Annotated in this window: 8 protein-coding genes and 1 pseudogene; 5 read left to right on the plus strand and 4 right to left on the minus strand. The window is 72.3% G+C overall.

Translation table 11 applies throughout. The annotated features are described in order from the left end of the window. Positions 1 to 13: 13 nt before the first annotated feature. A complete protein-coding gene (locus BBK14_RS01365; RefSeq protein ID WP_018502293.1) occupies positions 14 to 637 on the minus strand; it encodes a dTDP-4-dehydrorhamnose 3,5-epimerase family protein in 624 nt (207 codons plus the stop codon). A 1,042-nt stretch (positions 638 to 1,679) separates the two neighbouring features. Between BBK14_RS01365 and BBK14_RS01370 the strand changes: the two genes are divergently transcribed. Beyond that, complete coding sequence (locus BBK14_RS01370) at positions 1,680 to 2,954, plus strand: NAD(P)-dependent malic enzyme (protein ID WP_071059383.1); 1,275 nt, start codon at positions 1,680 to 1,682, stop codon at positions 2,952 to 2,954. A 152-nt stretch (positions 2,955 to 3,106) separates the two neighbouring features. On the opposite strand, the gene BBK14_RS39365 is transcribed toward BBK14_RS01370, so the two are convergent. Further along, the gene (locus BBK14_RS39365) at positions 3,107 to 3,250 is read right to left on the minus strand and encodes a hypothetical protein (protein ID WP_198145458.1); all 144 of its coding nucleotides are present in this window, start codon (positions 3,248 to 3,250) and stop codon (positions 3,107 to 3,109) included. A gap of 393 nt (positions 3,251 to 3,643) precedes the next feature. Here BBK14_RS39365 and BBK14_RS01380 point away from each other — a divergent pair, with 393 nt between their 5' ends. The 3 genes and pseudogenes from BBK14_RS01380 to BBK14_RS34325 all read left to right on the plus strand — a co-directional run bounded on the left by BBK14_RS01380 (position 3,644) and on the right by BBK14_RS34325 (position 6,257). After that, the gene (locus BBK14_RS01380) at positions 3,644 to 4,618 is read left to right on the plus strand and encodes a zinc-binding dehydrogenase (RefSeq protein ID WP_071059385.1); all 975 of its coding nucleotides are present in this window, start codon (positions 3,644 to 3,646) and stop codon (positions 4,616 to 4,618) included. A 219-nt stretch (positions 4,619 to 4,837) separates the two neighbouring features. After that, a pseudogene (locus BBK14_RS34320) lies at positions 4,838 to 5,494 on the plus strand (serine/threonine-protein kinase); the annotation flags it as partial. Positions 5,495 to 5,732: 238 nt separating this feature from the next. Next, positions 5,733 to 6,257 (plus strand): NPCBM/NEW2 domain-containing protein, encoded by a 525-nt coding sequence (locus BBK14_RS34325; RefSeq protein WP_157904189.1) that lies wholly within the window; start codon positions 5,733 to 5,735, stop codon positions 6,255 to 6,257. 39 nt (positions 6,258 to 6,296) lie between these two features. Here the strand turns inward: BBK14_RS34325 and BBK14_RS01395 are convergent, their stop codons facing one another. Both BBK14_RS01395 and BBK14_RS01400 read right to left on the minus strand, forming a co-directional pair. Then, complete coding sequence (locus BBK14_RS01395) at positions 6,297 to 6,476, minus strand: DUF6104 family protein (RefSeq protein WP_018502297.1); 180 nt, start codon at positions 6,474 to 6,476, stop codon at positions 6,297 to 6,299. Between the two features lie 145 nt (positions 6,477 to 6,621). Next, positions 6,622 to 10,344 carry a multifunctional oxoglutarate decarboxylase/oxoglutarate dehydrogenase thiamine pyrophosphate-binding subunit/dihydrolipoyllysine-residue succinyltransferase subunit gene (locus tag BBK14_RS01400; RefSeq protein ID WP_071059388.1) on the minus strand — a complete coding sequence of 1,241 codons (3,723 nt, stop codon included), beginning with the start codon at positions 10,342 to 10,344 and terminating at the stop codon, positions 6,622 to 6,624. A 429-nt stretch (positions 10,345 to 10,773) separates the two neighbouring features. Here BBK14_RS01400 and BBK14_RS01405 point away from each other — a divergent pair, with 429 nt between their 5' ends. Next, positions 10,774 to 12,924 (plus strand): hydantoinase/oxoprolinase family protein, encoded by a 2,151-nt coding sequence (locus BBK14_RS01405; RefSeq protein WP_071059389.1) that lies wholly within the window; start codon positions 10,774 to 10,776, stop codon positions 12,922 to 12,924. The last annotated feature ends 52 nt before the right edge of the window (positions 12,925 to 12,976 follow it).

Here is a 12,976-nt window from a genome sequence, read left to right on the forward strand (position 1 = left end):
GGCGGGCGGCGGGTCAGCCGCGGCTCGCGCCGGTGCTCAGCGGCCGCAGCGAGTCGTAGAACGCCCGGCAGTCGGCGTAGGTGGGGAGCAGGCCCGCCGCCGCGGCCTGGCTCAGTGTCGGCGCGGCGGTGTCCTTCTCCGACAGCAGCGGGGTCAGCTCGGCCGGCCACGGCAGGGCCAGGTCGGGATCGAGCGGGTTGATCCCGAACTCGCGCTCCGGCGTGTACGGCGTGGAGCACAGATAGGTGATCGCGGCGCCGTCCGTCAACGCCATGAAGGCATGCCCGAGCCCCTCGGAGACATAGAGGCCCCGCCGGTCGACGTCGTCGAGCAGGACGGCCGCGTGCGACCCGAAGGTCGGCGAACCGACCCGGATGTCGACGACACAGTCCAGCACGCGGCCGCTGACACAGGTGACGTACTTTGCCTGGCTGGGCGGCACCTGGGCGTAGTGCACGCCGCGCAGCGTTCCCGCCCGGCTGACACTGGCGTTCGCCTGGGCGAGTTCAAGCCGGTGCCCGGTCACCGATTCCAGCGCGTCGACGCGGAACCATTCGAGGAATGTTCCGCGCGGGTCGGAGTGCTGGCGAGGGGTGAACAACCAGGCATCGGCGATCGGCAGCTCGGTTACCTCCACGACAACGCACGCTACTAGGTTGGGCGCGGCGATTCCCGGTCAGCCTCGTCGCCTGCCGTGTGCCGTCGGTGGACGTCCCGCTTCGACTGGTTGACATCAGGATCGGCCTGACACGTGGGGCTTCCGCTCTGTGAGATGACGGTCGGCGGATGGTGATCGCGGGCCGGCTCGAGCCGTGTTCGAAACCCCCGCGCGTCGCCTGTCGCACTCCGCAGGTCCACGGACGAACAACGCTCGCGTTTCGAGTGAATCGTCTCACGCTTTATCGGTCGTGGATGTGTCGCGAGGCACGAGATCATTGCCGTCGCGCCTGTGTGGAAACCGGCTTGAAACGCGGTGGATTCCGCACCCGGGTCGGACGATGCGGGCCGGTTTCAGGTCGTTTCCAGAAACGCAACGGCAGCTCCGGTGGCGGCCTTCCAGCGGGTCCCCGGGAGYGGACCGGCGCCGGCCCGCGTCGGCTGGCGGGCGCGGCCGGGGAGCTGATCGGCTGATCGGTAGGGTGGCCGGCGCGAGGACGTGCGGCCGCCGTGTGCCCTGGCTCCCGCCGTGCCCCGGCCCTCGGGTGGGCCTGGCGGGCGGCCGGGTGTGCCGGACCTGGCGGCGCGGACTCCGGCGGCACCGCCCGTCGGAGTCGGATGGGCGACAGGTAGGGAAACACGAGGCGACAGACGGTTGTGAGCGGCGGAGGTTGGACTCATCCCGGGGAGCCCGACAAGTGCCATTACGTCACAGTTCAGCTACGTCACGGCGCCCGGGCGACGCACGCATGTTTCACGCGGATGTCATCCCGGGTTGGCCGCCGGTGAACCGGACCGGGAGGCCCGGAGCCTCGCGCGTGCCATATTGGAAGCAGCGTCGGGCCACCCCCGTCGCAGGCATGTGGCAGTCCAGCCACCTCACACGTCGAGGTGGCGCAGCAGTGCCCGCCGCCCCGCGAACGCCCGATCTTCGCCGGGGCCCCGGGAACGTCCAGCCACGTCCGGTCAGTGACACCGTTCGCCGGACGGAACCGCCGTGGCTTGTCCGAGGAGCCCCTTTCGTGACCGCAACCACAGACCACACGACCCTCGACTCGTCCCTCGCGGCCCCGACCGATGGGCCCGTCTCGCCCGCGGCACCGGTGACGTCGCCGGGGTTCGACGGGCCGAGCCCGCGCCCGTCCGACGACGACCCCGCCTTCGCGCTGCACCGGGGCGGGAAGATCGGGATCGGGCTGACCGCACCTCTGAACAACCGCGAGGACCTCTCGCTCGCCTACACCCCCGGCGTGGCCCGGGTGTGCACGGCGATCGCCGAGACGCCGGCCCTGGCCGACGAGTACACCTGGCGTTCCAACACCGTGATCGTGGTGACCGACGGAACGGCCGTCCTGGGCCTCGGTGACATCGGCCCCGCGGCCGCCCTGCCGGTCATGGAGGGCAAGGCCGCCCTCTTCAAGCACTTCGGCGGGGTCGACGCCGTGCCGATCTGCCTCGACTGCACCGACGTCGAGGAGATCGTCGACACGGTCGCCCGCCTCGCCCCGGGCTTCGGTGGCGTCAACCTCGAGGACATCTCGGCCCCCCGGTGCTTCGCGATCGAGTCGATGCTCCAGGACCGCGTCGACATCCCCGTCTTCCACGACGACCAGCACGGCACCGCGATCGTCGCGCTCGCCGCGCTGGAGAACGCCGCCCGGCTGACCGGGCGGACCCTCGGCGACCTGCGGGCCGTCGTGTCGGGCGCCGGCGCCGCCGGTGTGGCCGTCACCCGCATCCTGCTCGCCGCCGGCATCGGTGACATCGCCGTCGGCGACAGTCGCGGCATGATCTACCCCGGTCGGGACGGCCTGACGACGGTCAAGGCCGCCCTCGCCGCCGAGACGAACAAGGCCGGCCTGCGCGGCTCGATCAACGAGGCACTCGCCGGGGCGGACGTCTACCTCGGCCTCTCCGCGGGCAAGGTGCCCGAGGAGGCCGTCGCCACGATGGCGCCGGAGGCGATCGTCTTCGCGATGGCCAACCCGGACCCGGAGATCGACCCCGAGATCGCCCACAAGTACGCCCGGATCGTGGCCACCGGCCGCAGCGACTACCCGAACCAGATCAACAACGTGCTGGCCTTCCCGGGTCTGTTCCGCGGTGCGCTGGACGTCCGCGCCAGCCGGGTCACCGAGGGCATGAAGCTCGCGGCCGCCCGGGCACTCGCCGACGTGATCGCTGACGAGCTGGCCGACGACCACATCATCCCGAGCGTCTTCGACGAGCGTGTCGCGCCCGCGGTCTCGACCGCGGTTGCCGCGGCAGCCCGCGCCGACGGAGTCGCACGCCGCTAGCACCTCCGCCGCGGCAGGGCTCGGGTCGTCCGGAGCGCTGCGGGCAGGGAAAGACAGAGCCTAACGCGACCGCCGCGGAACCTCAGAGTTCCGCGGCGGTCGCCGTTCGGAATCCGGGAGACCGCCGCCGCCCAGGAGCCCGGGGCGCCGCCTCAGACCCGGCCGCAGCCGGGGCAGGGGCGGTTCTCGCTGGCCTCGGTCAGTGGGCGCAGCGCGCCGCAGCCCTTGTAGGAGCAGCAGACGAAGTCCGCTGACGGGACGATGATCACTGGATCGCCGTCTGTCACGAGCACCACCGGCGGTTCCGGTACGGGCGCCGGCCGGCGCCGTCGCCAGCCGAACCGACGGCCGCCCCCGTCCCGGCCGCCTGCGTCCCGGCTGACTGTGTCCCGGCTGAGGGGGGCCGGCGTACTCCCCTGTGTAACCACGGGATTGAGTTCAACACATCCGGTCCGACCGCGCGACGGCCGGGCTGCCCGAAGCCTGTCAATCGGCCTGTGGTCGATCTCCCCGGCTTCCGCGGCGTGCGGCGGGATCGGGGCGAACCATGACGAAGAGCAACGGCGGCGTCGGGTGCTGTCGTATGCCGCGTTCACCGGAACCGGACACGGATCGGACACGGATCGGACCGAGCGTGGAGCGGACGGTTCGGTGGCGTTGGTGGGGAGCGTCATCCTAGGGTTACCCTCGTGCTCGCCGCCGCCGCCGTCTCCATCAACCCGGACGACCCGCTGGCCGGCCTCGTGGTCGGCGACCAGCCGGAACCGGTCGTGCCCGAGGGCTGGACCACGGTCACCGTGCGGGCCGCCGCGCTCAACCACCACGACCTGTTCAGCCTGCGCGGAGTTGGGCTGCCGCCCGAGCGCCTGCCCATGATCCTGGGCTGCGACGCGGCCGGGGTCAGCGCGGACGGCGACGAGGTGATCGTCCATGCCGTCATCGGTGACCCGGCTCGCGGGGGCGGTGACGAGACCCTGGACCCGAAGCGGACCCTGCTCTCCGAGCTGCATCCCGGCACGCTCGCGGAGCGGATCGCCGTCCCGCGGGGGAACCTTGTGCCCAAGCCGGCGGCGCTGTCGTGGGAGGAGGCGGCCTGCCTGCCCACGGCCTGGCTCACGGCGTACCGCATGGTGGTCAACCGGGCGGGCCTGCCGGCGGGTGGTGGCGGGACGCTGCTCGTCCAGGGAGCCGGTGGCGGAGTGTCCACCGCGGCCCTGGTGATCGGCAAGGCGGCCGGTCACACCGTGTTCGTCACCTCTCGGGGCGAGTCCAAGCGTAGGCGGGCGCTCGAGCTCGGGGCCGATCTCGCCGTCGAGTCGGGCGCGCGCCTGCCGAAGCGCGTGGACGCAGTGATCGAGACGGTCGGGGCCGCGACCTGGTCGCACTCGGTGCGCTCATTGCGCCCGGGCGGACGGATCGTCTGCTCCGGCGCCACGAGCGGCCCGAACCCGCCGGCCGAGCTCAACCGGATCTTCTTCCTGCAGCTCTCGGTGATCGGTTCGACGATGGGCACCCGCGGCGAACTCGCGGACCTCGTCGAGCTCCTCGACCACACCGGTACCCGCCCGCTGATCGACGACGTCCGCCCGCTCACCGACGCCCGCGCCTCGTTCGAGCGTCTCGCGGATGGCGAGGTCTTCGGGAAACTCGTTCTCACGCCATAGCCGGTTGACCGCTCCCGGCGAGTGGGAGGACCCGGTACCTGGGCTTCTGTGGTTCTGCGCCGTTCCGCGTCCGATCTGCGACACTATGTCGTCGACCATCCCGTCCGCGCGGTGTCATGGGCGTGGACGCGGTTGCCGGCATGACGAACACGGGACGGGACATTGGCCCAACGCCTCGGTAGTGCGTACACGTTGGATTCCCTGATCGGCCGCGGCGCCATGGGTGAGGTGTGGCGCGGCCGCTCCGACGACGGGACCGTGTTCGCCTTCAAGGTGCTGCGCGCCGAGCTGGCGACCGACGAGGAGCTCGTCGCCCGCTTCCTGCGTGAGCGCTCCATCCTGCGCCGGCTCGACTCGCCCCACACGGTGCGGGTGCACGACCTTGTGGCCGAGCGCGGGCAGCTCGCGATCGTCATGGACCTCGTCGACGGATCCGACCTGCGCCGGGAGATCCGCCACCGCCGCACCCTGGCCCCGCTGGAGGCCGTGACCGCGACGAGCGAGATCCTCCACGGCGTCGGTGCCGCCCACGAGCTCGGGATCGTCCACCGTGACCTCAAACCGAAGAACATCCTGATGGCGCGGGGCGACACCGATGCCTGGCGGGCCATGGTCACCGACTTCGGCATCGCCCGGCTGCTGGACGGCTCGACGAGCCTGACGAAGCTGTCGGGGGTGCTCGGCACCCCGCACTACATGGCACCGGAGACCATCGAGGCGGGCCGGGCCGACACCGCCGCCGACCTCTACGCCGTCGGAGTCGTCCTCTACGAGCTGCTCTGCGGGGTGAGCCCGTTCGCGGACCGCCCGCCCATCGCCGCGCTGCGCGCGCACGTCGACCTCGTGCCCGGCCGGCCACCCGGTATCCCCGAGCCGCTGTGGGACGTCGTCGCCGGCCTGCTCGAGAAGGATCCGGCTCAGCGCCCGCGGACGGCACAGGACACTGTGCGCATGCTGGCGGCGGCCGAGGGGCTTGAGGGCCTGCCACCCTGGCCGGCACTGGACGTCCCGCCGGCGGGTACCCGGGTGTCGGGCCCGGCAGCGGCGGTCCTCGACACCGGGCCCACGCGGATGGGGACCCGCAAGTACGACTCGTGGGAGCAACTGGGGCCCGGTGACGAGAACCCGGCCGCAGCCGATCCGCGGCCCGCCGCCGACGCCCTGGCGGCGCCGGGACCACAGCAGGCAACTACAGGTCCGGGGGTCGGTGGAGACCGGGCAGGCGACGGTGGGCGGTGTCGCGCAACCGCGCAGTCTGATCATCAATGCCGTCGCGTACTCCTACCACGAAGAGCCGTTGAAGGTCGGTCAGGTGGAGTTCGACCTGGGCCGGCACTTCCTGCGTTTCCAGACCACGGTCGGTCTCGCCGACGACGCCACGAGCTCGGTGAAATACCTGGTCGAGGTGCACGGCGACGGCCGCCGGCTCACGGAGTACACCCTCGGCCTCGGCGAGGCGGAGCAGGTCGACCTGGATGTGACCGGCATCCTGCGGTTGAGGCTGTCGACCACGCTCCTCGGCGAGGAGGAGACCGTCGACAGCAGCTATGCCTACTACCGCAGCAGCACCGTGTTCGGGGACGCTCGGGTGATCGGCCGACAGGGCGCCGTTCCCCCGAACCCGACAGCGACGGGCTGATCCCGGCGCGGCGCGCCGGCCTGCTCTCGGCCGGTGGCGCTAGAGGTCCGGGTCGTCGTCGGGGCGGGCCAGCCAGGTCGCGAGCTGCTCGACGGCGTCCTCGAACTGCGGGTGCAGGTCGACGAAGGTGCGCAGAGCGTCGGCGAGCGAGTCGAACGACACCGATTCCTCGCCGCGGCGGGCAGCCAGCTCCTCGATGCCCCGGTCGGTGAAGTACATGGTGGAAAGGTATCCGTCCCGACGCTGCGGCGGCCTCAACGAGGTTCGGCGGTGAGCCGGGCCCGCTTGCTCCGGGCCCGGCTCACCGCCGAATGTCTCCTGACCGGCATGCGGCCAGCGGGCACGGGGTGTGCCCGCGGGGTGATCAGCCCTCGAAGGCCGCTTCGACCAGCGCGGCCTGTTCGCGCTCGTGCACCGAGGACGAGCCGCCCGCGGGGGCGGCCGCGGCCCGCCGCGAGACCCGCCGCAACCGCAGGCCGTCCGGCAGCGACTCGGGCAGGTTCAGCGCCATGTGCGGGTAGGCGCCCTGGTTCGCCGGCTCCTCCTGGACCCAGACGAGGTCGGTCACGTTCGGGTAGCGGCGCAGCAGTGCGGTGAGCTCCGGCCCGGGGGTCGGGTAGAGCTGCTCGACGCGGAGCAGGGCGAACCGCTGCGCGTCGTTGCGCTTCACCCGCGCGGCGGCCAGGTCGTAGTAGACCTTGCCGGCGGACAGGAGCACGCGCTTCACGCTGGCCGGGTCGCTGACCGCCGCGTCGTCGATGATCGGCTGCCAGGAACCGCCGGTGAGCTCCTCGACGGAGGACGCCGCCGCCTTGAGTCGCAGCATCGACTTCGGCGTGAAGACGATCAGCGGCCGGCGCACGGGCGACAACGCCTGCCGGCGCAACAGGTGGAAGTAGCTGGCCGGGCTGGACGGCGCCGAGACGGTCATGTTGCCGTCCGCGCACAGTGAGAGGAAGCGCTCGATGCGGGCGGAGGAGTGGTCGGGGCCCTGACCCTCGTACCCGTGCGGGAGCAGCAGCGTCAGCGACGAGCGCTGGCCCCACTTGGCCTCACCGGCCGAGATGAACTCGTCGATGATCGACTGCGCGCCGTTGGCGAAGTCGCCAAACTGCGCCTCCCACAGCACCAGGGTGTCGGAGCGGGCCACCGAGTAGCCGTACTCGAAGCCCATCGCCGCGAACTCGGAGAGCAGCGAGTCGTAGGTGTAGAAGGTGCCCACCTGCGAGTCACCCTCCTCGCGCAGGGTGCGCAGCGGGGTGTGCTCCTCGGCGGTGTAGCGGTCGACCAGCACGGAGTGCCGCTGGCCGAACGTGCCGCGCCGGCTGTCCTGGCMGGTGAGCCGCACCGAGACGCCGTTGAGGAGCAGCGTCCCGAAGGCGATGGTCTCGGCCAGGGCCCAGTCGATGGAGGCGGTCTCGACCATCTGCGCCCGGCGCTCGATCTGCGGGCGCAGGCGCGGGTGCATGACGAACCCGTCCGGCAGGCTGACCTGGGTGTCGACGACCTTCTTGACCGCCTCGGGCGACACCGCGGTGGTGACCGCGGCGGCCGCGGCTGCTTCCGCCGGTGTGGTCACGATCCGTGGCTGCGGCGTGGGCCGGGTCGTGGTCTCCCGGGTCTCGGCGAACGCCTTCTCCAACTCGGCGCGGTAGCTCTTCATCGCATGCTCGGCCTCGTCGCGGGTGATGTCCCCACGGCCGATCAGCGCCTCGGTGTAGACCTTGCGCACCGAGCGCTTGGAGGCGATGGTGTCGTACATCAGCGGCTGGGTGAAGGACGGCTCGTCCATCTCGTTGTGGCCGCGGCGCCGGTAGCAGACGAGGTCGATGACGACGTCCTTGTTGAACTCCTGCCGGTAGGCGAAGGCCAGCGTGGCGACCCGGACGCACGCCTCGGGGTCGTCCCCGTTGACGTGGAAGATCGGCGCCTGCACCATTCGCGCCACGTCGGTGGCGTAGACCGAGGAGCGGCTGGACGTCGGCGACGTGGTGAAGCCGACCTGGTTGTTGATGACCACGTGCACGGTGCCACCGGTGCGGTAGCCGCGCAGCTGGGAGAGGTTCAGCGTCTCGGCGACCACACCCTGGCCGGCGAACGCGGCGTCACCGTGGATCAGCACCGGCAGGACGGTGTAGCCGCTGAAGCCCTTGTCCAGCACGTCCTGCTTGGCGCGGGCCACGCCCTCGAGCACCGCGTCGACGGCTTCGAGGTGGGACGGGTTCGCCACCACCGACACGGGGACGGTGCGGCCGTCCTGGTCGGTGTAGACGCCGTCGGCACCCAGGTGGTACTTCACGTCTCCCGAGCCGTGGGCGGTCTGCGGGTCGACGTAGCCCTCGAACTCGTCGAAGATCTGCCGGTAGGACTTGCCGACGATGTTCGCCAGCACGTTGAGCCGCCCGCGGTGGGCCATGCCGATGACGACCTCGTCCATGGCGGCCTCCGCCGCCCGGCTGAGGACCTCGTCGAGCAGCGGGATCGTCGACTCGGCGCCCTCGAGGGAGAACCGGCGCTGGCCGACGTACTTCGTCTGCAGGAAGGACTCGAACGCCTCGGCGGCGCCGAGGCGCTCCAGCACGTAGAGCTGCTCGGCCGGGTCGGGCCGCTCGGCCGAGCGCTCGACCCGGGCCTGGATCCAGGTGCGCTCCGCGGGCTCCTGGATGTGCATGTACTCGATGCCGACGCGGCGGCAGTACGAGTCGCGCAGCACGCCGAGCACGTCACGCAGCGACATCGTGCGCTGGCCGGCGAACCCGCCGACGGGAAACTCCCGGTCGAGGTCCCACAGGGTCAGCCCGTGCCCGATGATGTCGAGGTCGGGGTGGCTGCGGATGGCGAACTCGAGCGGGTTCGTGTCGGCCATCAGGTGCCCGCGCACCCGGTAGGCGTGGATGAGCTCGAGCACCCGCGCGCCGTGGTCGAGGTCGCCCTCGTGGTGCGCGGAGATGTCGGGCAGCCAGCGCACCGGGACGTAGGGCACGCGCAGCGAGTGGAAGATCTCGTCGTAGAACCCGTCGGCGCCGAGCAGCAGCTCGTGAATGCGCCGCAGGTACTCTCCGGACTGCGCGCCCTGGATGATCCGGTGGTCGTACGTGCTGGTCAGAGTCATGATCTTGGAGATGGCGAGCTTCGACAGGGTCTGCTGCGACGCGCCCTGGAACTCGGCCGGGTACTCCATGGCCCCGACGCCGATGATCGTGCCCTGGCCCTCCATGAGCCGCGGGACGGAGTGCACCGTCCCGATGCCGCCGGGGTTGGTCAGGCTGATCGTGACGCCGGCGAAGTCGTCCATCGTCAGCTTGTTCGTCCGTGCACGGCGGACGAGATCCTCGTACGCCAGCCAGAACTGGCTGAAGTCGAGCGTCTCGGCCTTCTTCACGGCGGCGACGACGAGCTGGCGGCCCTTGGGCGTCACCAGGTCGATGGCGAGACCAAGGTTGACGTGCTCGGGCTGCACCAGGGTGGGCTTGCCGCCGACCTCGGCGTACGAAGCATTCATCGCCGGGTGGTCGACCAGCGCCTTGACCATGGCGTAGCCGATGACATGGGTGAAGGAGATCTTGCCGCCGCTGGACCGGGCGAGATGCCGGTTGATGACGATCCGGTTGTCGGCCAGCAGCTTCGCCGGCACGGCGCGCACGGAGGTCGCCGTCGGGATGTGCAGCGAGGTCTCCATGTTCGAGACCACCCGGGCGGACGCGCCGCGCAGCGGGGTCTGGGCCCCGGCAGCGGCGGGCCTCGCCACCGCCGGCTTCGCCACGGGCGCAGCAGCCGGCGCCGTGGCCTGGGCCTGCGCCGGAGCCGCCGCGGCTGCGGGCGCCCCCGGTGCCGGGGAGGGCGCGGAGGGCACGGGCGGGCGCGGTGAACCGGGGTCGGTGGCGGCGGCCGCCTGTCCGTCGCCGGCGACCAGTGTGCCCGCCACATGCGGGGCGGACGGGTTCGCGGGACGGTAGTCGGAGAGGAACTCACGCCATTCGGCGGAGACGCTCTCCGGGTCCTCGAGATACTGCTGGTAGATCTCGAAGACCAACCACTCGTTGGGGCCGAAGTCAGGTTCTGACGCGGGTACCGTCGGTGCTGTCACGGGGCCAATCGCCTCTATCCACGGTGTACATCTCTGCCTGTTCACAGGCCCTTCGCTACCGTCTGCTCAGGTTACCCGCTGTGGACGGACCCGCTTGAGGTGCCCTGCCGGACGTCACATCACAATTGACACCATTTGGCCGGGTCGATCGGTCGGCCGGCGTTCTCGCCGTGCCGCCCGTCGGCCGTCGGTGGCTTTCCCTGACACCAGAAGCAATGGTCAGGCCACGGACCCGGTTCGCGTCGGCCGTCCGGTGCAGAGCGCGAGGTCTTGTGACGCCCGTCCGGAGCTCCCGGTGCCAGGCTCGCGGCCGACGTTCACCGGCCGATCGGGAGGCCCGGCGCCGTCGCTCTGGGTGACTGCCTGCCGGAGGGCGGCGGGCGCGGGAGTGAGCACGTCAGGGGAGCCGTCAGAGGAGTGGAAAGCCGAGTGGTCGATCACGAGGAGTCATCCGCCGGCCGGGTCCGTCCAAGCGGCAAGATCCGCCTTGGGGTGGACGTCGGCGGCACCTTCACCGACCTGGTCGCCGTCGACCCGGACGGCGCGGTGCGGTTCGCCAAGGTTCCCTCGGTGCCCGTCGACCCGTCCGACGGAGTGCTCGCCGCCCTCACCGCCGCGGGGCTGGACGGACCACTCGTGGGCACGTTCGCCCACGGCACCACCGTCGCCACGAACGCGCTGCTGGAGCGGGCCGGTGCCCGCACGGCCCTGGTGACCACCCGCGGGTTCCGGGACGTGATCGAGATCGGCCGGCAGAACCGGCCGTCGCTCTACGACCTGACCCTCGACCGGCCGCCCGCCCTCGTCCCGCGCGAGCTGCGCTTCACCGTGGCGGAACGGTGCGGCCCGCACGGGGTGCTCGAGCCGCTGCAGGCCGCCGAGGTGGACCGGGTCGTCGAGGAGGTCGCGGCCGTCCCCGGCCTCGACGCGGTCGCCGTGTGCCTGCTGTTCTCCTTCGCTCACCCCGACCACGAACGCACCGTCGCGGCCGCCCTGCGCGCCCGGCTGCCCGGGGTCACGGTGGTGGCCTCCAGCGAGGTCCTGCCGGTCTTCCGCGAGTACGAACGGTTCACCACGGCCGTCGCCGACGCCTACCTGACCCCGCGGCTGTCGTCCTATCTGCGGGCGCTCGAGCGGCGCTGCGCCGCCCGGGACGTCACCGTCCCGATGATCATGCAGTCCTCGGGCGGGGTCACCGAGCTGGCCGAGGCGGCCGGCCACGCCGCCCGCTGCGTGCTCTCCGGGCCGGCCGGGGGAGTGGTCGGCGCCGCGTACGTGGCCGGCCTGTCCGGCGTGCGCGACCTGCTGACCTTCGACATGGGCGGCACCTCCACCGACGTGGCGCCGGTCCTCGACGGCCGCGCGCTGACCACCTCCGAGTCGGTGCTCGCCGGGGTACCGATCGTGCTGCCCACCGTGGACGTCCACTCGGTCAGCGCCGGCGGCGGGTCGATCGCCTGGGTCGACGCCGGCGGCGCGCTGCGCGTCGGCCCGCGCTCCGCCGGCGCGGACCCGGGACCGGCCTGCTACGGCCGCGGCGGCACGCGGCCCACGGTGACCGACGCCGACCTCTGCCTCGGCTACCTCGCCGACGGCGCCGGGCTCGGCGGCGAGGTCACCCTCTCGCGGGCGGCGGCCGAGGCCGCGCTGGGCGCGCTGGGCGCTCCCCTCGGGCTCTCACCGGTCGAGACCGCCGCCGGGGTGGTGGCGGTCGCGGACGCCGAGATGACCCGTGCCCTGCGCGTCGTCTCCGTGGAACGCGGCCTCGACCCGCGCGAGCTCGTGCTGGTCGCCTTCGGCGGAGCCGGCGGGACGCATGCCTGCGCGCTCGCCGAGGAGCTCGGGATGACCAGGGTCCTCGTCCCGCTCGCGGCCGGCGTCCTCTCCGCGCTGGGCCTGGCGATCGGCGACGTCCGGCGTGACCACGCCCGCCCGCTGATCGGCCGTCTGGGCGAGGTCGACCTGGCGGCCGCGTTCGCCGACCTCGTCGCGTTCGCCGACCTCGCGGCAGGCGCCGGCCTGGCCGGGGGCCACGATTCCGCGGGCGCGGTCGTGCTCCAACACCGGCTGGACTGCCGCTACGTGGGGCAGTCCCACGAGCTGACCATCGACGTGGCGGAGCCCGGGGGCGGCGGCAGCGAGGCCGCGGGCGGCAGCGGTGCGGCAAGCGGCAGCGGTGCGGCAAGCGGCTGGGCGGCGGGGGCCGGCGGGCTCGTCGACGCCGTCCGTGCTGCCTTCGAGGCCGAGCACCTGCGCCGCTACGGGCACATCGCGGCGGGCCGCGAGATCGAGACGGTGGCCGTCCGCCTGGTGGTGACCGTGCCCGGGCCCAGACCGAGACCGGTCGCCCCGCGCCCCGACCCCACGGCGCGCCGCGGCCGGCGCCGGGCCTGGACGGACGGCGCGTGGCACGAGATCGACGTGATCCCCCGGGCGGCCCTCGGACGGGGAGACACGGTGACCGGCCCGGCCGTCGTGGAGTTCGCCGAGGCGACCTGCCTGCTCCGCCGTGGTTGGACCGGCGTCGTGGACGACATCGGGACGATCGTCCTCACCCACACGACGCCGTCCGCCGTCTGAACCCGTCCGCCGTCTGACGGAGTCGGGTGGGCGGCGCTGGATTGTTTGACGG

The organism is Parafrankia soli, assembly GCF_001854695.1.
GTDB classification, from domain to species: Bacteria; Actinomycetota; Actinomycetes; order Frankiales; family Frankiaceae; genus Parafrankia; species Parafrankia soli.